At 36.3% G+C, this 21,798-nt stretch carries 18 protein-coding genes and 1 pseudogene; 14 read left to right on the top strand and 5 right to left on the bottom strand.

Annotated features, from left to right (window positions below):
• Positions 1-94: 94 nt before the first annotated feature.
• Positions 95-1,408: a UDP-N-acetylmuramate--L-alanine ligase gene (gene murC, locus CP368_RS00740; protein WP_098045636.1), complete on the top strand. Its 1,314-nt coding sequence runs from the start codon at positions 95-97 to the stop codon at positions 1,406-1,408.
• A 56-nt stretch (positions 1,409-1,464) separates the two neighbouring features.
• Here the strand turns inward: murC and CP368_RS00735 are convergent, their stop codons facing one another.
• From CP368_RS00735 to CP368_RS10560, 4 genes are all read right to left on the bottom strand, one after another.
• Positions 1,465-2,799, bottom strand: coding sequence for an MATE family efflux transporter (locus CP368_RS00735; RefSeq protein ID WP_098045635.1), 1,335 nt, complete (start codon positions 2,797-2,799; stop codon positions 1,465-1,467).
• 107 nt (positions 2,800-2,906) lie between these two features.
• Positions 2,907-3,884, bottom strand: coding sequence for an SLAP domain-containing protein (locus tag CP368_RS00730; protein WP_098045634.1), 978 nt, complete (start codon positions 3,882-3,884; stop codon positions 2,907-2,909).
• A 98-nt stretch (positions 3,885-3,982) separates the two neighbouring features.
• Positions 3,983-5,329, bottom strand: coding sequence for a M1 family metallopeptidase (locus CP368_RS10690; protein ID WP_233185778.1), 1,347 nt, complete (start codon positions 5,327-5,329; stop codon positions 3,983-3,985).
• Between the two features lie 9 nt (positions 5,330-5,338).
• The gene (locus CP368_RS10560; RefSeq protein ID WP_199161325.1) at positions 5,339-5,497 is read right to left on the bottom strand and encodes a hypothetical protein; all 159 of its coding nucleotides are present in this window, start codon (positions 5,495-5,497) and stop codon (positions 5,339-5,341) included.
• A 133-nt stretch (positions 5,498-5,630) separates the two neighbouring features.
• On the opposite strand from CP368_RS10560, the gene CP368_RS00720 reads away from it, so the two are divergent.
• Positions 5,631-6,608, top strand: coding sequence for a class III bacteriocin (locus CP368_RS00720; protein ID WP_098045633.1), 978 nt, complete (start codon positions 5,631-5,633; stop codon positions 6,606-6,608).
• Positions 6,609-6,666: 58 nt separating this feature from the next.
• On the opposite strand, the gene CP368_RS10555 is transcribed toward CP368_RS00720, so the two are convergent.
• Positions 6,667-6,834 (bottom strand): hypothetical protein, encoded by a 168-nt coding sequence (locus CP368_RS10555; protein ID WP_180706846.1) that lies wholly within the window; start codon positions 6,832-6,834, stop codon positions 6,667-6,669.
• Positions 6,835-7,003: 169 nt separating this feature from the next.
• Here CP368_RS10555 and CP368_RS00715 point away from each other — a divergent pair, with 169 nt between their 5' ends.
• The 12 genes and pseudogenes from CP368_RS00715 to coaE all read left to right on the top strand — a co-directional run bounded on the left by CP368_RS00715 (position 7,004) and on the right by coaE (position 21,797).
• On the top strand, positions 7,004-7,318 hold the full coding sequence (locus CP368_RS00715; protein WP_025005298.1) for a type II toxin-antitoxin system RelB/DinJ family antitoxin: 315 nt from the start codon (positions 7,004-7,006) through the stop codon (positions 7,316-7,318).
• 17 nt (positions 7,319-7,335) lie between these two features.
• A complete protein-coding gene (locus tag CP368_RS00710) occupies positions 7,336-8,217 on the top strand; it encodes an SPFH domain-containing protein (RefSeq protein ID WP_098045632.1) in 882 nt (293 codons plus the stop codon).
• Positions 8,218-8,401: 184 nt separating this feature from the next.
• Positions 8,402-9,999, top strand: a pseudogene (purD, locus tag CP368_RS00705) (phosphoribosylamine--glycine ligase).
• Between the two features lie 326 nt (positions 10,000-10,325).
• The gene (gene hsdR, locus CP368_RS00700) at positions 10,326-12,629 is read left to right on the top strand and encodes an EcoAI/FtnUII family type I restriction enzme subunit R (RefSeq protein WP_098045631.1); all 2,304 of its coding nucleotides are present in this window, start codon (positions 10,326-10,328) and stop codon (positions 12,627-12,629) included.
• A gap of 13 nt (positions 12,630-12,642) precedes the next feature.
• Positions 12,643-14,121: a class I SAM-dependent DNA methyltransferase gene (locus CP368_RS00695; protein ID WP_098045630.1), complete on the top strand. Its 1,479-nt coding sequence runs from the start codon at positions 12,643-12,645 to the stop codon at positions 14,119-14,121.
• A complete protein-coding gene (locus CP368_RS00690; protein WP_098045629.1) occupies positions 14,121-15,599 on the top strand; it encodes a restriction endonuclease subunit S in 1,479 nt (492 codons plus the stop codon). The genes CP368_RS00695 and CP368_RS00690 overlap by 1 nt, the downstream gene beginning before the upstream one ends.
• A gap of 64 nt (positions 15,600-15,663) precedes the next feature.
• Positions 15,664-16,131, top strand: coding sequence for a hypothetical protein (locus CP368_RS00685; RefSeq protein WP_098045628.1), 468 nt, complete (start codon positions 15,664-15,666; stop codon positions 16,129-16,131).
• Positions 16,132-16,158: 27 nt separating this feature from the next.
• On the top strand, positions 16,159-16,587 hold the full coding sequence (locus CP368_RS10680) for a hypothetical protein (protein WP_233185776.1): 429 nt from the start codon (positions 16,159-16,161) through the stop codon (positions 16,585-16,587).
• A 404-nt stretch (positions 16,588-16,991) separates the two neighbouring features.
• Entirely contained in the window at positions 16,992-17,396 is a 405-nt protein-coding gene (locus CP368_RS00675) for a hypothetical protein (protein ID WP_098045627.1), read from the top strand.
• Between the two features lie 299 nt (positions 17,397-17,695).
• Complete coding sequence (gene polA, locus CP368_RS00670; protein WP_098045626.1) at positions 17,696-20,359, top strand: DNA polymerase I; 2,664 nt, start codon at positions 17,696-17,698, stop codon at positions 20,357-20,359.
• An 8-nt stretch (positions 20,360-20,367) separates the two neighbouring features.
• Positions 20,368-21,198, top strand: coding sequence for a DNA-formamidopyrimidine glycosylase (gene mutM, locus CP368_RS00665; RefSeq protein WP_098045625.1), 831 nt, complete (start codon positions 20,368-20,370; stop codon positions 21,196-21,198).
• On the top strand, positions 21,195-21,797 hold the full coding sequence (gene coaE / locus CP368_RS00660; protein ID WP_098045624.1) for a dephospho-CoA kinase: 603 nt from the start codon (positions 21,195-21,197) through the stop codon (positions 21,795-21,797). The genes mutM and coaE overlap by 4 nt, the downstream gene beginning before the upstream one ends.
• Position 21,798 lies beyond the last annotated feature (1 nt).

Here is a 21,798-nt window from a genome sequence, read left to right as displayed (position 1 = left end):
ATTGGGTACCTTTCTGTAATTTTTCAAAATTATATCATACAAAAATGGTAAAATAGTTAACGAATAAAAACGTTAAAAATTCGAGGGTAAATAAATGTTAGACAAGAATAAGCAAATTTGGTTCATTGGTATTAAGGGTACAGGTATGGCATCCCTTGCCTTGCTTTTACATGACTTAGGCTACAACGTAGCAGGTAGTGATATCGAAAAATATACTTTCACTCAAGTGCCACTTGAAAAAGTAGGAATTGATGTTAAGAACTTTGATCCAAGCAACATCAAGAGTAACGATGAACAAGTAATCGTTAAGGGTAACGCCTTCAAGGAAGATAACCCAGAAGTTAAGGCATGTCTTGATAAGGGCGTTAAGTGGCAAAGCTACCCAGATACTGTTGAAGAAATCGTTCAAATGCATACTTCAATTGGTATTTCAGGTACTCACGGCAAGACTTCAACCACTAGTCTTTTGTCACACGTTTTAGGTGAAGTTGCACCAACTACTTACTTAATTGGTGACGGTCGTGGTAAGGGTGTTCCAGACTCACGCTTCTTCGTTTACGAAGCTGATGAATACCGTCGTCACTTCTTGGCATATCACCCAGATTACCAAATTATGACTAATATCGACTTTGATCACCCAGATTACTTCAAGGATCAAGACGATTACACCAGCGCATTCCAATCAGCAGCTGATCAAACTAAGAAGGCATTGTTTGTATGGGGCGATGACAAGCGTCTTCAAAGCCTTAAGACTGAAATTCCTAAATACACTTACGGCTTTAAAGATACTGATGACTTCCAAGCCGTTGACATTAAGAAGTCAACTACTGGTTCTAAGTTCCATGTTTTAGCACATGGCAAGGATCTTGGCGAATTTGAAATTCACTTGTTTGGTGACCACAGCATTTTGAACTCAACTGCTGTTATTGCGGTTGCCTACACTGAAAAGGTACCAATGGATGACATTCGTGATGGTCTTCTTACCTTTAAGGGTGCTAAGCGTAGATTTAGTGAAAAAGACTTTGGCGACATTGCAGTTATTGATGACTATGCTCACCACCCAACTGAAATGCGTGCAACTATCCAAGCTGCCCGTCAAAAGTTCCCAGACAAGAAGTTGGTTGTCGTCTTCCAACCACACACTTTCTCAAGAACTAAGAAGTATCAAAAAGACTTCGAAGAAATTTTACGTGGCGTAGACAAGGCTTATGTAACTCCAATTTATGCTTCAGCTCGTGAAGCTAATGGTGATATTTCAAGCGAAGACTTAGTTAAAAATATTCCAGGTTCTGAAGTAATTGATTTGGATAATATTGCTGATTTAACTAAGAATAAGAATTCTGTCATCGTATTTATGGGTGCCGGCGATATTCCTAAGTATGAAGACGCTTTTGAAAAATTGCTTTAATTGAAAGATAAGCATGAAAAAAACTGTTCTCAATAAGAGAGCAGTTTTTATTTTGGCTAATCTTTGATTTTATCCTTGAGATCCAGGCTCTTTTCATAAATAAAGTAACCGATGATGCAGGTGATGATATCACTGGCTGCTTGAGCCCAAACGATACCGTGGTAGCCAAATGTGACTTTTAGAATTTCTAATGCGATAAAGTAGACAACGCCTTGACGAGTAATTGCCATGATGAAGGCAGCCCAAGCATTACCTACTGATTGGAAGACGGTAGTGTAAACTAAAATGATACCAACAATTGGTGTGGTAATAATAGTGGCAATTAACATATAACTACCAGCGTTGACGATATCTGGTTGATTCATAAATAGAGCGGTGACTGGACGAGCAAATAAAATTAATAATCCACCTGAAACTACAGCGTAGACAACTTGCACAAGAATATCGAAGTTTAAAATTTTCTTTAGTCGTTTCCAGTTTTTAGCACCATAGTTGTAACCAATTAAAGGTTGTGAACCAAAGGAAAAGCCGACGATTACCAGGATAACGATACTATAAATTTTTTGGGTAATGCCCATTGCGGCGATTTTGTTTGCGCCATACAGGGCCAAAGATGAGTTGAGCAGTGCCATACCGAAACTTTGTGCAAAGTTGGTGATTGAACCAGGGATGCCGATTGCTACGATATCTTTGATTGTTTTGCCGCTAATTTTGCTATATTTTAGCTTTAATTTGATGTAGTCAGTTTTGTATAAAACGTAGTAAATGAGAATAGCATCAGTGACTAGATAACCTGTAACGTTGGCAATCCCAACACCGATTGCACCCATTTTGAAAACAAACAAGAAAATAGGATCAAGGATGATAGCTAAAATGGTTCCCGTCATTGTAGCAACCATTGCTTGGGTAGCTAAGCCTTCTGTTCTGATTAAGTTCTGCGGAATGATTGAGAAGATAATTGGCGCAGCGCCAATTGATATTACACGATAAAAATCGGCAGCATCTTGATAGGTGGCAGCTTTTGCTCCTAAAAGATGAAGGATCGGATTTTCAAAAACTAGTAAAATGGCTGTTAGTATTAAACCAGTAACAAGTCCACCGATCATACAAAAACTGCTTACACGTTTACTTAATTGATAATTTCTTTCACCGAATAGCCGTGAAATTAGTGAAGATCCACCGAGCCCAAAAATGTCAGAAACAGCGATTAAAAAGGTAAAGAGCGGGGTACCGATCGTGATTCCTGCTACCAAGTTTGTATCACCAGTTTTGGCAACAAACATTGTGTCTGCCAGGTTGTAGATCATGGTAGTGATCATCCCTAGAACAACTGGCAATGCTAGCTTAAAGTAGACCTTTTTGATCGGGGCTTTAGCAAATAATTCATCCATAAATTTTCTCCTACATTGAAAAAAGCGACCTAGAAAGATACTTTGAGGAAAACCTCACGATTCTAGGTCGCCATATATTATCTTTAATTTAATTTTAGCATATTATCTTAATTAGCAAGGTGATTATCTAAATTGAAGTTGCCTTGGAATTCATCTGTGGTGCTTTCTTGATCCATACCATATTCAGCATCGTCGCCCCAGTAAATGTATTGTGCATTTTTGCCCTTGGTACCGGCAATTCTGAAGTAAAGTGCAGCGCTGTCGCCTTTACCAGTGGTCTTGGTGGCATCTACCTTAACTTTTTGACCAATCTTGAGCAACTTGCTGGTTGACTTAAGATTATTATTCAAAACATGGATTTTGTTTAAAATAGTGGCGGTAGTAGTACCAGAAGCTAGGTAAAGGGTGTTGCCGTTGACAAAGCCAACATTTGAAGCATAGATATAAGCGCCATTACCTAAGGCATAGAATGGCTTGCCCTTGATAGTGGTTGTGTTCAAACTTCTCTTTTTAGATCCGCTAAGATTTGAGAAGTAGTAAAATACGTCATTCTTAGTTGTGGCGTGGGTTTTAGCTGGCGTTTTAACTAGCATATATTTAGGAATAAGCGACATACCGTTGAAAGTAGTGCGGTGACCGTTTTTATCATAAATGCGAGAGTTGGAACTTAAGATTAAAACATTTTGTCCATCCATTGAGCTAACATTCAAAGATTTGATGTAGCGTTTTTTACCGATGTTAACGTAAGAAGCGGTAGTGTAGTGGTAGTTCTTAGAAGTTTTTGCATCTACTTTTTTACCTTGGATCAGGATAGGCTTGCCATAATATTTAAAACTTGAGCCTGATTTAACCGTTGAAGCAACAGTCATCTTCTTGCCATTGACTTTTTGGGTAGTGGTAGTGGCATTGCCTTTGCTGTTGAAGACTTGAACTGTGCCGTTAAAGGATTTCTTGAGAGTAACTTTACCTTTTTGTGATTGCATAGCTGCTTGAACTGTGTGAACAGGTTGATTGATAATAGCAGCTGCTGGTGTAACACTGATTAATAAAGCTGCTGCGATAGTTGCTAATTTTTTAGTAGTCATATTTTGTTTCCTTTGTAATAATCCATTAAGTTGATTTTAGCACTTATGAGACTATAAAAATAACCTCGAAACTCAAACGTTTTCGGGGTTATTTGATTTCATTCACTTAAGTACTTAGGATCAATAAATTTATTGATCACGTTGTTAACTTTCTTTGAATTATCATACTTGCGGATAATGTTCAAGAAGTCTTCCGTGGTTGCTTGCTTCAAGTAGTAAGTTTGGTAGTAATCGTGTAAAGCATCAAAAAACTTATTTTCACCCATGGCTACTTTTAAAACAGCAGGGAAATCCATACCAAGTTCGTAAGCCATGTCTTCAGTATCAACACCTTTTGGTGGATTATTAACAGGGTAGTTGATGTAGCTGGCCTTTTGATTCTTATTAATGAATTGGGTAGCATTTTCTTTTAAGATCTTGTTAGCACGCTTGACGTTCTTACGAGTGTAGAACTTGCTGTGCATCAGTTTAGCACAGTAGGACTTACTCTTAGTGTAGGTCAAATCGTAAACGCCATTTTCAAGGAGGTTGGTAAGACCTTCGTCAAGCCAAGGTTCCATGTATTCGTCGCTGCCGACAGTGCCGTAGAACCATTGGTGACCAACTTCGTGAGAAACATCTTCAGTTAATTCATTATATCTATCAAGTGGGTGCTTCTTTTGTAAAAAGTCACTAGCGTCGATCATAATCAAACCAGGATATTCCATCCCACCGGTATCTTTACCAAGCAAGCCTTCAGTAATATCGATTTCTTTGTAAGGATATTTACCGATCTTCTTGGTAAAAATGTGGAAACTGTCTTGAGCAGTCATTAAAGCTAGCTTGTTGTATTGCTTGCTGTTTTTGCTTGCAAGGTAGTAGTCGTTGATTCTTACGCCGTTTGCATAAGCGTGATCAACCTTGAACTTGTTGGAAGCTGCGATGCCGACTTCACGCATGTTGTTGGCAACAATTGTGGTTTTACCATTCTTAGTGGTATTTTGACCAGAAGCTGCAACCTTGTAGCTCTTAGGTGCAAAGAAACTAACGTGGAAGTTGCTTACAGCACTGTTGTGGTTTTCACCAGCATCGTAGTATGGGTGATAATTCCACTTACCGTTGCGATAATCGCTTAAGTATGGGAAACAGAATGACAGGTTATAAACCTTACCGCCGTTGATATATTGGTAGCCAAAACGATCTTGTCTCTTAGGTACACCGGTAACTACGTTGACAGTTAAATCAGTAGATTCACCTGTATTTAGACTTTTGTTAACAAATAAATTGCTCTTGTCTTTACCGGTAGTGTAAGAAAGCTTTTGACCATCTGATGAAATGCTTTTAACTGAAGTTGTCGCATTTCTTGTAGCCTCAAAATTCTTATGGTCGTATTTCAACACGCCGCTAGCAATATTTCTAACCAATAAATTTCTAACAGGTTCATTGCCGTTATTAACAACGTGCATGGTAACTTTTTATGTTAATTGATTCTTGCGAGTGTTCAACTTCACGGTCATGTTGTAATTTGTTGCCTTGATCGTAGGATCAGCCGCAGCTTGAACTTTTGAGTTGAAGCTAAATAATGCCGCAATGGTTACTGCACTCGACAATAAAAGTGTTGTTCTTCTTTTCATAATTTTCCCTCCAAGAAAAATTTGCTCTAATTATTGGAAGTTATCGGCATAAAGTCAATCTATTTTTTGATGATAGGATATAATTTATGTATAAGTGAAAATGAATAGATATAAAGAAAGAAGATAAATAAGAATGGTTAAAAGTATTACACCTCATTTGGTTTATCGCTTGAATGGGATGCACCATGTTGTAGCACAAGTTGGTGTAGTAAATGGTGATCATGTTTTTGCCTTGCAACTTCTTCACAGTGCACATGATGTGTTGGTTTATAGAAAACATGAAGGTTTAACCAAGAACATCGATTATACTGATCCACACTTAGTAATGATGGGCTTTGGCCACACGCAAACCTGGGTAGCAGCTAATGACAAGGATGAATATTTCGTAGGTGCTAAACCAAATTCAGGCAACTGGACTACTCAAATTGCACGAGTAAAGTACCCAAGACTTTTACCAGAAAGATATACTTCAAATACACAACTTCCACGTTTGTCACACTTGAATCACGTAACCGACGTTCCTTATGATGGTCATGATCACTTGCACAGAGTAGAAGCTTCAGTTTCACCAAATGTCAAGTACTTCATGATTGCTTCAATTTGGGATGATGGTTCAGGTCACTTTGGTTTGTTTGACTTAAATGAAGTAAACCAAAAGTTGAATGAAAATGGCACTAAGAACACGCCAATCACTGATTTACATTGCTTGAGTGCTTTCCACATCGACCACTTCGATAATCCAAGTGTTGCTCCAGATGAAGAAATGCTACAAATGATTGATTCAGTTCAAGGCTATGCTATTGATGATGACAAGAATATCTATATTTCTAACCAATTGTCACCAAAGATTAACCATGAAACTGGTGAAGTAACTACTTGGTCACGTAAGATTGTTAAGTTCCCATGGGGTGAAACAAACAGTGATAACTGGCAAGTAGCTATGGTTGATGGTATTGATTTACCAGATCGTTACAGTGAAATGGAAAGTATCCATGTTAATGCCGCAAATGATATTTACTTAACTGTGGCTTACCACCAAAAGTACATTAAGGGTGGAGAATATAAGTTAAGAACTTTGGAAAACCAAATTTTCCATATTACTGATTTGTAGAATAATAAAAATTTAACCAAGTAAAAAAGTGCTGATGTGTCTTTGCTTATGAAGACTATCAGCACTTTTTATCAGTAATTCTTTCTTTACCAACAGCACGTTGTTCGGAAGTATTATAACCTAATTCTTCAATTTCTTGTCTTTTTTCTTTGTTATTGATTTGAGGAAGAATATCCCAAAAGCTAGACTTGTTTTTCTTAATCTTTGAATTTCTGTTAGTTTTCATTGTTGTTTCCTTCATTTTCACTTTCTACAAATATAAGTATACTCTGAAAACCAAATCTATTTTTAGCTATTAAGATCGATTAATTCAAAATGAAATATTTTGCAAAAATATATGCAATTTATATGCAAATGATATATAATAGTATCAAATTCAGAAAGGAGTAAAAATTATGGCAGAAAAAACAACAGGACTTTATGTCAGAATGAATCCAGAAAAGAAGGAAAAGGCAGAAGCTATTCTGAAAAAGCTGGGGTTAAATTCAGCTACGGCAATTAACATGTTCTATGATCAGATTATTCTTCATAATGGTATTCCTTTCAGAGTAGAGATTCCGAATGCATGGGATAATTTAGATCAAATGAATAAGTATGAATACGCCAAACTGCTTGACGAGCGCCTGAACACATTGACCGGAAGGGAAGATTTGCTTGGAGATGTCGCCAAGAGGCTTGATGCGGAAAAGAATGAAAAGAAAGACAACTAAGTTTTGAGGTAAAAATTATGATGGTAAGAATTATTATTGGCATTATTGTTGCTTTAGTTATTATGTATGTTTGTTTTGGTTTTAGAATCGTTCCACAAAATAATGAAGGTCTGGTTGAAACCTTGGGTAAGTATTCTAAGACAGTAAAAGCTGGATTTATCTTTGTCTGGCCACTTTTCCAAAGAATTCGCAAAGTTCCATTAGCACTTCAACCACTTGAAATTTCTAAGTACTCAATCATTACCAAAGATAACGCTGAAATTTCTACTAGTTTAACTTTGAACTACTTGGTCACTGATTCATACCGTTACTTCTACAACAACACCGACTCAGTTGAATCAATGGTGCAATTAATCCGTGGTCACTTGCGTGACATTATTGGTCGTATGGATTTGAACGCAGCCCTTGGCTCAACTAAGGAAATTAACGATCAACTTTTCACTGCAACTGGTGACTTGACTGATATCTACGGTATCAAGGTCGTTCGTGTCAACGTTGATGAACTTTTACCAAGTGCTGAAATTCAACGTGCCATGGACAAACAACTTACTGCCGACCGTGAAAAGACTGCTGCAATTGCTAAGGCCGAAGGTGAAGCTCGTACCATTGAAATGACCACCAAGGCTAAGAACGATGCTTTGGTTGCTACTGCTAAGGCCAACGCTGAGGCAGTTAAGACGCAAGCTGATGCCGACGCTTACCGTGTACAAAAGATGCAAGAAGCCTTGTCAAAGGCTGGCGAAGGTTACTTCAGAAACCAAAGTTTAGACAGCTTCAACCAATTAGCTCAAGGTCCTAACAACTTAATCGTGGTTGGCAAGGATGAAATGACTGACTTGGGTAAGGTTCCCGTTTTGAAAAAGGTGTGGGATGCAAGCGACGATAAGAAAGATGAATAAAAATTAGCTCAATTCTAAAATGAGGATTGAGCTTTTTTATACTTTTAACGTATACCAGCATCAACATTAAGTAATTTTCACACTCTCTTGCTCGCCTTATACTTGTAGTAACAATTGAGAACAAGAGGGGAAGAAAATTATGTTTGGTCGTACTTATTCAGATTTAGGTTCAGTTGTTGGATAAATTAATGGTGAAGATATTCGCGCAAATCAATTAGAAAGACGTGGCTATGATTGGGAGAATGGTTATGGCACTCCATCCGATGGTCAAGATACTAATCGTGATGGTCAACCAGTTAGAAAATTAACTAAAGATGCCAAAAGCATCATTATCTTTTGGTCGTGTTCCGGTTCAACTAAGCTGCTAGCAAGTAAAATTGCGCGTGAAACTGATGCTGATATTTTAGAAATTACTTTAAGAAATCCATACCCAGCTAACTATCGTAAAATGCTCAGTCGTGCTAACCGTGAAAGAATTCAGAATGATCCACCAGAGCTTGAGATGCAGTTACCTGATTTGAGTCAATATGACACAATTTACTTAGGCTATCAAACTTGGGCAATGACTTTGAGTCAGCCAATGAAGGCATTCCTACTTGAATATGGTGGCGAGTTTTCTAACAAGGAGATTGCACCATTCCTTTCTGAAGGTGGCTATGGTTCGGGTGATAGTACTGAATTGATCCGTGAGTTTATTGCACGTGATGGTGGTAAAAATAAAAAGGTCGATTGGACATTTGTTGGTCCAGAAAATGTCTTTGTGCTGGCATTACTGATAAATTTGAAAAGGCAGGACAAAAGATTTTCGGCCCTAACCAAAGAGCGGCACAATTAGAAGGCTCAAAAGATTATGCTTTGCGCTTCATGAGTAAATACAACATCCCAACGGCTCGCTATGAAACTTATGCCAGTGTTGAAACTTGTATTGCAGGTTTGAAGAACTTCGATTATCCAGTGGTGATCAAAGAAGATGGTTTAGCTGGTGGTAAAGGTGTAACCATTGCTCAGAACCAAGACGTCGCTGAAGAAACGATCAGAGAAATGTTTGCTGGTGGTCAAACTGCTGTCGTCCTTGAGGAATGCTTAGTTGGTCCTGAATACTCAATGTTCGTGGTTGTTTCTGAAGATCAGTTCACCATTTTGCCAATGGCGCAAGACCATAAGCGAGTTGGCGATGGCGACAAGGGTCCAAATACCGGCGGTATGGGATCATATTCTCCTTTGCCACAACTGAAAAAAGAAGATCGTCAAAGAATGATCGACGAGATCGTGAAGCCAACGATGAATGGATTGGTTCAAGGAAACTACCATTATTGCGGTATTTTGTACATCGGTTTAATGATGACGGAGAATGGTCCAAAGGTCATTGAATATAACGTTCGCTTGGGTGACCCTGAAACTCAAGTTGTCTTACCTCGAATTAAAAATGATTTTGCAGAAGTGATCGATGCAGCGGTAAATCATGAAAAGCTGCCTGAAATTGAAGAAAACAATAGCTCTATCTTAGGCGTGGTTGTCTGCAGCAAAGGCTATCCAACGCATCCGGCACCTAATGTGAAGATCGGTAAGTTGCCTGAAGGCACTAATACTTATATCGATTATGCCAATGTGAAAGGCGACTTGGATAATTTGATAGGTGATGGTGGTCGCTTATTCATGGTGATTTCGGAAGCCAACAATTTAGTCCAGGCGCAGGATAATGTGTACTCTTATTTGAGTAAGCTTGATTTGCCAGATTGCTTCTACCGCCATGATATTGGCAATCGCGCTTTGAGAGATTAGATGTTTGAAGAAAGTCCCGGTTGGGGCTTTTTTGTTTTAGGTGGATTTAGTATAATTAATACGAACGCTCGGTCGCAGTAATGGGATCGATGATATATTTTTCTCCACGTGGGTGGAGGTGATCCTGAAGCGACTTTTAATAGAAGAACGAGTAATTAGTGTTCTCCACGTAAGTGGAGGTTTTGAAGATAATTAAAAAGCTCTTAGTTGTGAAAACTAAGGGCTTTTTCAGTAGCAGGAATATTGAGTTGTAGCGCTTTTTCTACGATAATAGAACTAAAAGTGATTTTTGATGAATCAAATCCTAACTAAATGAGGTGAATGATATGGATCCTGAAAAAATGAATTTAACGGAGGAGGATATCAAGAACAGATATATTTCACCTGCTATTTTTGAAACAGCAGGTTGGAAGAAAAAAGATTCTTTGATGGAATATTACTACACGGATGGTCAAATCAATGTTGTAGATGATGTAGCCAAACGTGGAAATGGTAAGAAAGTAGACTACTTACTCTTATACAAGCCTAATTATCCAATCGCAGTGATTGAAGCCAAGGATAGAAAGAAGCATGCATTACCTAGTGCAGGTTTGCAACAAGGTATGGATTATGCTAGGGATTTACAAGTTCCATTTGCTTATTCTTCCAATGGGGATGCATTCGTTGAGCATGACATGTTAACAGGCAAAGAAAGAACTTTAGCTCTTGATGAATTTCCAACTAAAGAAGAGCTTTGGAAGAGATATGTCAAAGAAAAGAAACTATCTGACAAAGAAGTCAAAGCAATTAATGAGCCATATTATTCATCCAGAGATACATATTCACCTCGATATTACCAACAAAATGCTATTAACCGTGTAGTAGAAAAAATAGCCAATGGTGATCGTCGTGCCTTATTAGTCATGGCTACTGGTACGGGGAAAACTTACACTGCCTTTCAAATTGTCTATCGTTTGTTAAAAGCTGGGATTAAGCATAGAGTCCTTTATTTAGCTGACCGTAATATCCTTGTTGATCAGGCAAGAATAGGCGACTTTAATCCATTAAGTGACAAGATAACTAAAGTTCAAGATGGACATATGGATAGTTCATATCCAATTCAATTTGCTCTATATCAACAATTAGCAGGAAAAGATGAAGATGTTGGGCATGAACCATTTAGACAACTTAAGCCTGATTTCTTTGATTTAGTTGTAATCGATGAAGCACACCGTGGTTCTGCTAAAGCTGATAGTCAATGGCGTAAGATCTTGAATTACTTTGATGGACCTAATGTAACTCACTTAGGTATGACAGCTACGCCTAAGAATGATAAAGAAGCTTCAAATATTCAATACTTTGGTGATCCAGTTTATACATATTCACTTAAACAAGGTATTGAGGATGGTTTCCTGGCACCATACAAAGTTATCAGAGTTAATTTCAATGTGGATATTAACGGTTTTCGTCCAATTAAAGGTGAAAAAGATAAACATGGTCGTGAGTTTGATAAAAAGTTGTATACAACACGCGACTTTGATAAAAGCTTAGTCATAGATGAGCGTACCGAAATGGTGGCTAAATATGTAAGCAAATATATGAAGGACAACGATTGCCGATGGGATAAGACCATTGTCTTTTGCGAAGATATTGAACATGCTGAAAGAATGCGTCAGGCTTTTGTAAATGAAAATACTGATTTAGTTGCTGAAGACTCACGCTATGTTATGAGAATTACTGGTGATGATAACACAGGTAAAGCACAGTTAGATAATTTTGAAGATGTTGCAAGTAAGGTTCCTACAATAGTTACAACTTCTAAGTTGTTAACTACTGGTGTTAACGTAAAGACTTGTAAAACAATTGTGCTAGATTCAAACATTAATTCCATGACAGAATTTAAGCAGATCATCGGTCGTGGTACTCGATTAGATACAGATCATGGGAAGAGTTACTTCACTATTATTGATTTCCGTGGAGTATCAAGATTATTTGCTGATCCAGCATTTGATGGTGAACCAATTGAGATAATTGATGGTAATAAAGGCACAAGTTCTCACAAATCTCATCATTCTGGTGTATCAGATTCTGCTAAGCAAAAATATGAAGTAAATCGTAATGTAAAGGTTTCAAATGCTGAAACTCAATTCTTAGATGAACATGGTAACCTAATCACCACTTCTCTGGTTGACTACACTAAGAAGAATATTCTTGGTGAATATGCTACATTGGATAATTTCCTTCAAGCTTGGAATAAAGCTGATAAGAAACAAGTGCTGCTTGATGAGATGGAAAAGCATGGCATTCTCTATAAGGAAATCATCAAGCAAAAGGGTATCAGGGACATGGATCCATTTGATCTCATGATTCATCTTGCATACAATCAAAAACCACTGACTAAGTCAGAGAGAATTAAGAATGTTAAAAAGTCAGGTATTCTTGATAAATACCAAGGTGCTGCTAGGGAGATTCTTGATGCTTTACTAGAAAAATATAAAGATGATGGAATTACTGATTTGGAAAGTAATAAGGTATTGAGTTTACCTGAATTTGAAAAATACGGTGGTGCCGTTAAGATTATTTTGACCTTTGGTGGTAAAAAGAATTACGAAAACACTATTAAAGAAATTAAAGAAAAAATCTACAGTTAGGGAGTTTTATTAAATGGCAGGTACAACTACTCAGTTTGTTAAGAGAATAAGAGATATCATGCGTAATGATCCAGGTATCAATGGTGATGCGCAGAGAATTGAACAATTGTCTTGGATCTTATTCTTGAAAGTTTACGATGATAGAGAACAAATTTGGGAGATTGATCAAGATGATTATGAATCAATTATTCCGGAAGGGATGCACTGGCGTGAATGGGCTCACGATAAAAAAGATGGTAAGGCATTAACTAGTGATGAATTATTAGATTTCGTTAACAATAAATTATTGCCTACATTGAAGAATATTACTGTAACTAATGAAACTCCTATTAGTAAAGCCATCGTTAAAGATGCATTTATTGATGCTAATAACTACATGAAGAATGGTGTTCTATTGCGCCAAGTGGTTAACGTAGTTGATGAAGTTGACTTCACTGATCCTAAAGATCGTCACTTGTTTGGTGACATCTATGAAAGTATCTTGAAAGAACTTCAAAGTGCTGGCAGCTCCGGTGAATTCTATACTCCTCGTGCATTGACTGACTTTATTGCAGAAAATTTAAAGCCTAGATTAGGCCAAAGAATTGCCGACTTAGCTTGTGGTACTGGTGGCTTCCTTGTTAGTGCTTTAAACATCTTAAGTAAGCAAGTTCATAGTGTTGAAGATAGAGAATTGTACAATAAGGCAGTTTTCGGTATTGAAAAGAAGGGCCAACCATATATCTTGGCCGTAACTAACTTGCTTCTTCATGATGTAGATAATCCAGATATTGTTCATGGTAATTCGCTTGAAAAGCGTGTTACTGAATATACTGACAAGGATAAGTTTGACTTGATTATGATGAATCCTCCATTCGGTGGATCAGAATTACCTATTATTAAACAAAACTTCCCTACAGATTTACAAAGCAGTGAGACTGCCGACCTGTTCTTGGCATTGATCATGTATCGTATCAAAGACAATGGTAAGGTTGGTGTGATTTTACCAGATGGTTTCTTATTTGGTAATGATGGTGCCAAGCTTAATATCAAGAAGCGTATGCTTAAGGATTTCAATCTCCATACTATTATTCGTTTGCCAGGTAGTATTTTCAGTCCATATACTTCAATTGCAACTAATATCTTGTTCTTTGATAAGACAGGTCCTACTAAAGAAACTTGGTTCTATCGTTTAGACATGCCTAAGGGATACAAGCACTTTTCTAAGACTCGTCCAATGAAGCTGAAACACTTTGATCCTGTGCGTGAATGGTGGAATGATCGTCATGAAATTCAAGACGAAAATGGTAATTATAAGTCTAAAGCTTATACTCCTGAAGAATTAGCTAAGAATAATTACAACTTTGATTTATGTGGTTTTCCAACAGAAACCGAAGAGGTTTTGCCACCATTTGAATTAATGAATAAATATCAAAAAGAGCGCAAAGAATTGAACGCTAAGATTGATAAACAATTATCCATTATTAAGCAATTGCTTGAGGAGGATGACTAATGACTCCTGAACAATTAAAAGCTTCAATTTTGCAGTATGCAATGGAAGGCAAGCTGGTTAAGCAAAACTTAAATGATATTTCAGCAATTCAAAATCTAAAAGAAGCAAGAGAAAAAATAAAAGAGGCTATTAAAAATAAAGAATTGCGTAAGGAAAAATATACTCAGGCTGAAAATAATGGAAAATTGCCAAAGAACTGGGGAGTTGCAAGGTTAAAAGAAATTTGTGAGAAAAACAACTCTTCCATAAAGAGAGGCCCCTTTGGTAGTTCTATAACTAAAAGTATGTTTGTTCCTAAGGGTAAGGATACTTATAAAGTCTATGAACAAGGAAATGCAATCAGAAGAGATATCAATTATGGTTCATATTATATTACTAAGGATAAATTTGAATCTTTAAGTGCTTTTCAAGTTAAACCTGGTGATATTATTGTTAGCTGTGCGGGAACAATTGGTAAAACTTTTATTCTTCCCCCTAAAATAGAGCCTGGAATAATTAATCAAGCTTTATTAAAACTCACTTTAGATACCTCTATAATTGATAAGAAATTCTTTTTATTAGAATTTGAATCTATTTCAGTACAACTTAATCTTCATGCAAAAGGCTCAGCTATTAAAAATTTGGCTTCTTTAAAATATTTAAAAAATAAAGTTGACTTTCCACTTCCACCATTAGAAGAACAAAAGCGTATCGTAGCAAAAATTGAAAAATTAATGCCTTTGGTGGATGAATATGCTGAATCATATAATCGTCTTCAAAAGATTGATAATGAATTTGAAGATAAATTAAAACAATCTGTCTTGCAGTATGCCATGGAAGGTAAGCTGGTTAAGCAAAACCTTAGTGATGAACCAGCCAGTGAATTAATCAGGAAGATTGAAAATGAAAAAGCCGAATTAATTAAAGAAGGTAAAATTTCCAAATTAAGAAAAGCATCTCCGATTTCCGATGAGGAAAAAGCTTTTCGTATTCCTAACAATTGGAAATGGGTCAGATTAGAAGAGATTGCACAGTTAAACACAGGTACTACTCCTTCGATTGGAAAAAGTAGATATGAAGGAAATTATATTCCTTTTATTAAACCTGGAGATATTAGCAGCAAGGGCATTAATTATAATAATTTTGGGCTATCTAAAGATGGTTTGAGACATGGTAGATTAATTGATGAGAATTCTCTTCTTACGGTTTGTATTGGTGGATCAACAGGAAAAACCTATTATACTGACAGGGCTATTTCTTGTAATCAACAGATTAATGCCTCTACTCCTTACAAGGGTGTAAGTGTAATGTTTCTTTTTTATGAGATGTTGAGCAATCATTTTCAAGAAGAGATACATCAACATGCTTCTGGATCTGCTACACCGATTATAAACAAAACAAAATTTGGCAACTTATGTTTACCACTTCCACCATTAGAAGAACAAAAACGTATTGTAGCAAAAATTGAAAAAATTATGAATTCAATAAATAATCATTGATAGATAGAACATATTTTACTACTGAAAAATAATCAATTTTATCAAGTATTTGATGAGGTAAGTAATGAAAAGAAAGAATCTTAACTACATTCTTATCAGTTTAGCTCTTTTATTAGTATTTGTAGGTGGAATGTTATTCTCTCATGACAAAAATCCGATAGAAAGTCAAACTGTACAAACCAGTTCACTAAAAAGAGCCTATATTCCTAAGAGATTTCGAGGAACATGGTATGTCAATAAGCATGACAAAATGAAGATTACTGCTAATTCTGTAGGTGGGAATGTAGTGGGTAAGACTTACACTAATTTTTATCATGGTGGCTATAAAGATGTCACTGAAGGAGTAAGCAAACATAATCTTGTTCGTTATAAAGGAAAGTCAATGATCATTCTTTTTGCAAAGGGTGGTAGTGATACAACTTTCCGTGTAGTAAGTCGTCATCATAATAAAGCACTATATTTCCAACAAGGCGGAGGATACATTTATTTCTATCGTTCAAGAGCTACTGCAAAACGCTATGGTAATTATTAATTTAAATATAGAAACAGGAATAGTACCATGCCGATATTCACTAGATATAGATTAAGTGGCAAAGTAGTCGAATCTCGATTTATAGATTCAGATGAAATTACACAACACAAATATAGTATTCTAGGTCAAAAAGCTAGAATTACTACGAATGATGGTAAAGTCTACGAAGGCTTTGCAGATGAGCCTTATCATACTGAAGAAGGAAACAGCCTAACTTTAATGTGGTATGACACGGATTATAAAACAGGACATCTAAGAAGCAGTAATATGGTTACCATATTTATACCGATAGGTATTGTTGCTAAGATTGAAGCAATCTTATACAGTAATCCACGTTGGGGCCTTCCACCATTTAATGAATTTTTGTTTAATAGTGAGATAAAGCGTTGTGAGTTTAAACCTGATGATGAGTTGAAACAATTTATTAGAGACTTTAATAAAAAACATCAAAAATAAGATTGATAAATTTCTACTTGAAACTACTATTCTTAGTTGATATCTTTTGATATAATTTTATGAGTAGAAAACAAATGTTTTGTTTAAAATCTTCATTTAACTCGTGAGAAATGTAAATACAACAAACAATGGCTTAAAGTCTTCACGACGTCAATTTTTTATCTAACTCAAGAGAATTACAAATAAATATATTTACAATAAAAAAGGCGATTCCTTAGTGGAAATCGTCCTTTTTTGCGTGTACAGAACAATATGGAGTATTTAAAGCTAATTCATATACTAAGTTTAATTTACCAATTATCGTTACTGATCCCGATGAAATAAAAAATATAAATACCTTAACGGTCGGATTTAAGGCTATTAAAAGAACATTATTTAGAAATACAGATAAACAATCTTATTATGTGACTTATAATGTTAAGAATTTACTACAGGATTCACGTTTTAAGAAGGGATATAATAACGAAATAAAAATTTTCATTACTATAAGTGAGATTTTAAATAGTGAAAAACTAGAAGATGCTTTTTTGTATGATGAATTATCTAAGTTAGATATAATTCTGGGAGAGTTGAAGAATAGTGAAATAAGTGATCAAGCATTATCCGATATAGTAAATATGTATAAATACTTAATTGAAAATAAAACGATGCTTTCAGTTGAGGTGAAAAGTTTATTACGTGATATTACGAAAAGATCTACATTGGGCTTTGCCACTGAGAATAATCAAAAAAGAAAAGACTTAATGCTAAAAATAAAAAAAGACTTTAGTAAAATTTCTGATAGAACTATAACGTCAACTAAATTTTAAGCTAAAAGTTTATATTTGATCTGATATAATAATTAAGAATCTAATTTTAAGATTGTTGTTAAAACAATTTTTAAAATTATGGTCGCATTTATATGAGTGCGTGGATTGAAATCAATATATGCTTTCTGTTATTCCTTTTAAAGCTAATTGTAGGCTAATCAGAAAGGTTAATATTTAAAGGCTCCATAAAAGTGGTGCTTTTTTCTTTTTCCGTTAAACTTCCTATTAAAAGAATGCCCTTGAAACTGGTAAAATAGATAAGTAAGTATAGAGAACAATTTATTAAAAAGGGGAATAAAATGGCAGATAAAAAATTACTTCTAATCGATGGTAACTCTGTAGCTTTCAGAGCCTTTTACGCTCTTTATCGTCAACTAGAATCTTTCAAGAGTCCGGACGGCCTGCACACTAATGCCATTTACGCTTTTAAGAACATGCTCGATGTCCTTTTAAAAGACATTGATCCAACCCACGTATTGGTAGCTTTTGATGCAGGAAAAGTCACTTTTAGAACAAAAATGTATGGCGAATACAAAGGCGGACGTGCGAAAACTCCAGAGGAGTTACTTGAACAAATGCCTTATATTCAAGAAATGCTGCATGATTTAGGCATTAAAACTTATGAATTAAAGAATTACGAAGCAGACGACATCATTGGTACTTTTGCTGCGAAGGGTGAAAAGGCCGGGTTCACAACCACGATCGTAACTGGTGACCGCGACTTGACCCAACTTGCGTCCGACAAGACGACTGTCGAAGTAACTAAATCTGGTGTTTCTCAACTTGAAGCTTATACACCAGAACATATGAAGGAAGTTAATGGGGTAACTCCAACCGAATTCATCGACATGAAGGCCTTAATGGGTGATAACTCTGATAACTACCCAGGTGTCGAAGGTATTGGTCCTAAGACAGCTTCTAATTTAATTCAAGAATATGGTTCAGTAGAAAATCTTTACGATCATATTGATCAAATGAAGAAATCTAAGCGTAAGGAACGTTTAATTCGTGATAAAGACAAGGCCTTTTTAGCTAAAAAACTTGCTACTATTGACCGTGATTCACCAGTTACACTCGATATTGATGATGTAAAACGTCAACCAGTTGATTATGAGAAACTGCGTCAGTTCTATGAAAAGATGAATTTCCGTAAGTTCTTGGCAGAACTTAATGCGTCAAGTGCTGGTCAAGGTAGTGCAGATGTTGAAAAAGTTGAATACACCGTTTTAAATGATGACAATGTTAAAGATGTCAAAGCTACTGAAAAAGACACTGTTGAATTTTATCTAGAAATGCTCGGTGCTAACTATCACCTAGCTCCTTTTGTTGGCTTCAGTTTGAAGCTCAATGACAAGATCTACGTTTCAAGAGACGTGGAATTGCTTGAAGAAGATAATATCAAGCACATCTTAGAAGACGAAAAGATTAAGAAGAATGTCTTTGACCTAAAGAGAACAATGGTTGCTGCACATCGTTTGGGCATTCACACTCACGGTCTTGATTACGACATGCTTTTGGCATCCTACTTGATCAATAATGAAAACAACTCTAATGATCTTGGTGAAATTGCCCATCTTTATGGAGATTGCTCAGTTAAGACCGACCTTGAAGTCTACGGCAAAGGTAAGAGTGAACATGTTCCCGATGATGACGATGAATTGTTCAACCACTTAGCTTCCAAGGTCAACGCCATTGAAAAACTTAAGCCGGAGCTTCTTAAAAAGCTTAAAGAACACGAACAGGATGCTTTGTTTGACACAATCGAAATCCCAACTGCTCGCGTTTTAGCCAGAATGGAAATGAACGGGATGAAGGTTGAAGCAAGTACTTTAATTCAACTGCAAAATGAATTTGCCGTTAAATTGAAGGAACTCGAAGACAAGATTTATGACCAAGCTGGTGAAAAGTTCAATTTGAATTCACCTAAGCAATTAGGTCACATTTTGTTTGAAAAGCTTGGTTTGCCAGTCATCAAGAAGACCAAGACTGGTTACTCAACTTCAGTTGAAGTGCTTGATCAATTGAAGACACAAAGTCCAATTGTTAGTGAAATCTTAGATTATCGTCAAATTGCCAAGATTCAATCTACCTATGTAAAAGGCTTGCTTGACGTTATCCAACCAGATGGCCGCGTGCACACACGTTACTTGCAGACTTTGACTGCAACTGGTCGACTTTCTAGTGTGGATCCTAACTTGCAAAATATCCCTACCCGCACCGAAGAAGGAAAGCAAATCAGAAAGGCCTTCGTGCCAAGTGAACCAGACGGCTACATCTTCTCTTGCGACTATTCACAAGTTGAACTCCGTGTGCTCGCCCATGTTTCTGGTGATCAAAACATGCAAGAAGCCTTCAAGACCGGTTATGATATTCACTCACATACAGCGATGAAGATTTTCCACTTGGATTCACCTGATGAGGTAACACCACTGATGCGTCGTCACGCCAAGGCAGTTAACTTCGGTATCGTTTATGGTATTTCCGATTACGGTTTGTCCAAGAACTTAGGCATTTCTAGAAAACGTGCGCAAGAATTTATCGACAACTACTTCGAACAATATCCTCAAATCAAGGATTACATGAATAAAGCAGTACAAGAAGCACGTGACAAGGGCTATGCCGAAACAATCATGCACCGTCGCAGATACTTGCCAGATATTCATGTTAAGAAATACACCGTTCGTGCCTTTGCTGAAAGAACTGCTATTAATTCACCAATTCAAGGTTCAGCTGCCGATATTATTAAAATTGCAATGATTAACATGCAAAAGAAGTTAGATGAACTACATTTGAAGACTAAAATGGTAGTGCAGGTACACGATGAATTGATTTTTGATGTACCAAAAGATGAGCTAGAAACAATTAAAAAGATTGTGCCTGAAGTAATGCAATCAGCTGTTAAGTTGGACGTGCCATTGATTGCTGATTCTGGTTGGGGCAACAATTGGTACGATGCAAAGTAGGTGATTAGATGCCTGAAATGCCTGAAGTTGAAACAGTTCGAAGAACGCTGCTTCCTTTAGTTAAGAGAAAAACTATTAAAAAAGTGATTTTGTGGTATCCAAAAATTGTGGCGACTGATCATGAAAAATTTTTATCTGAATTGCCTGGTAAAAAGATTATCGATATTGATCGCTACGCCAAGTATTTGCTTATTCGCTTGAGTGATAATTTAACGATTGTTTCTCATTTGCGAATGGAAGGAAAGTATCATTTAACTGCGTCTGCTGCGCCTAAGGATAAACACGATCACGTTGAGTTTGTTTTTACTGATGGAACAGCATTGCGGTATAATGATGTGCGCAAATTTGGGCGGATGCAGCTAATTTTAACTGGCACCGAAAGACAAACTACAGGGATTGGTAAGCTTGGAGTAGAACCAAATAGTTCTAAATTTACTTCAGAATATTTAATCAATGGCTTAAAGCGTAAGAAGAAAAATATCAAAAACACTTTGCTTGATCAATCATTAGTAGCTGGTCTAGGTAATATTTATGTTGATGAGGTTCTTTGGCGAACCAAGATTCATCCTTTAAGTCAGGCCAATAAAATTCCTGTGGAAAAAGTATCTGAATTACATGATCAGATTAATAAAATTATTGCCGAAGCAATTAAGCTGCAAGGTACTACAGTTCATTCCTTTTTGAATGCGAATGGACAAGTTGGTGGCTTTCAAAGTAAATTGCAAGTTTACGGTCATGTAGGTGAGCCCTGTCCAGTTTGTGGTACTAAATTTGAAAAAATTAAGGTTAATGGTCGGGGAACCACTTTTTGTCCTCATTGTCAGGTGATTTATAAATGAGTTATGTCTTAGCATTAACAGGTGGAATTGCCACCGGTAAAAGTACTGCTGATGATTTTTTTAAAAAGAAAAACATTCCGATTATTGACTGTGATCAAATTGCCCACGAACTGATGAAACCCGGCAATGCATCTTGGCAAGTGATTAAAGATCATTTTGGGGTAGAATATTTAAATTCAGACCAAACAATAAATCGTAAAAAATTAGGGCAATTAGTTTTTAGTAATAAAAGAGCCTTGTCTGAATTAAATCAGTTGACGCATCCGTTAATTTTCGATAAAACAGTAGCAAAGATAAAAGAATATCAGAATTTTGCTCTTGTTATTTTAGATGCACCAGTGTATTTTGAAGCGGGATTGGATAAAAAACATGTAGCTAATGGAGTTTTAGTGATTACCCTTCCTGAGCAAATACAGATTGAACGTTTAAAAAAGCGTAATAATCTATCTGACGAGGAAGCAAGAATGCGGATTAATAGTCAGATGCCATTAGCTGAAAAAGAAAAAATGGCCGATTTTGTAGTGGCAAATACTGGTACAATAAAAGAATTAGAAAATAAACTAGAACAGATATTAATTAAGATCAAAGAAGAGGGATAGC

The sequence above is a fragment of the Lactobacillus sp. UMNPBX17 genome, assembly GCF_002553735.1.
Taxonomy (GTDB): Bacteria; Bacillota; Bacilli; order Lactobacillales; family Lactobacillaceae; genus Lactobacillus; species Lactobacillus gallinarum.
Note: the sequence above shows the minus strand (reverse complement) of the source record. Positions and strands in the feature narration are given on the sequence as shown.

Bases quoted from the DNA above. Each gene is read 5' to 3' on its own strand.
- murC (WP_098045636.1), top strand. From the start codon at position 95: ATGTTAGACAAGAATAAGCAAATTTGGTTCATTGGTATTAAGGGTACA.
- CP368_RS00735 (WP_098045635.1), bottom strand. From the start codon at position 2,799: ATGGATGAATTATTTGCTAAAGCCCCGATCAAAAAGGTCTACTTTAAG.
- CP368_RS00730 (WP_098045634.1), bottom strand. From the start codon at position 3,884: ATGACTACTAAAAAATTAGCAACTATCGCAGCAGCTTTATTAATCAGT.
- CP368_RS10690 (WP_233185778.1), bottom strand. From the start codon at position 5,329: ATGCACGTTGTTAATAACGGCAATGAACCTGTTAGAAATTTATTGGTT.
- CP368_RS10560 (WP_199161325.1), bottom strand. From the start codon at position 5,497: ATGAAAAGAAGAACAACACTTTTATTGTCGAGTGCAGTAACCATTGCG.
- CP368_RS00720 (WP_098045633.1), top strand. From the start codon at position 5,631: ATGGTTAAAAGTATTACACCTCATTTGGTTTATCGCTTGAATGGGATG.
- CP368_RS10555 (WP_180706846.1), bottom strand. From the start codon at position 6,834: ATGAAAACTAACAGAAATTCAAAGATTAAGAAAAACAAGTCTAGCTTT.
- CP368_RS00715 (WP_025005298.1), top strand. From the start codon at position 7,004: ATGGCAGAAAAAACAACAGGACTTTATGTCAGAATGAATCCAGAAAAG.
- CP368_RS00710 (WP_098045632.1), top strand. From the start codon at position 7,336: ATGATGGTAAGAATTATTATTGGCATTATTGTTGCTTTAGTTATTATG.
- hsdR (WP_098045631.1), top strand. From the start codon at position 10,326: ATGGATCCTGAAAAAATGAATTTAACGGAGGAGGATATCAAGAACAGA.
- CP368_RS00695 (WP_098045630.1), top strand. From the start codon at position 12,643: ATGGCAGGTACAACTACTCAGTTTGTTAAGAGAATAAGAGATATCATG.
- CP368_RS00690 (WP_098045629.1), top strand. From the start codon at position 14,121: ATGACTCCTGAACAATTAAAAGCTTCAATTTTGCAGTATGCAATGGAA.
- CP368_RS00685 (WP_098045628.1), top strand. From the start codon at position 15,664: ATGAAAAGAAAGAATCTTAACTACATTCTTATCAGTTTAGCTCTTTTA.
- CP368_RS10680 (WP_233185776.1), top strand. From the start codon at position 16,159: ATGCCGATATTCACTAGATATAGATTAAGTGGCAAAGTAGTCGAATCT.
- polA (WP_098045626.1), top strand. From the start codon at position 17,696: ATGGCAGATAAAAAATTACTTCTAATCGATGGTAACTCTGTAGCTTTC.
- mutM (WP_098045625.1), top strand. From the start codon at position 20,368: ATGCCTGAAATGCCTGAAGTTGAAACAGTTCGAAGAACGCTGCTTCCT.
- coaE (WP_098045624.1), top strand. From the start codon at position 21,195: ATGAGTTATGTCTTAGCATTAACAGGTGGAATTGCCACCGGTAAAAGT.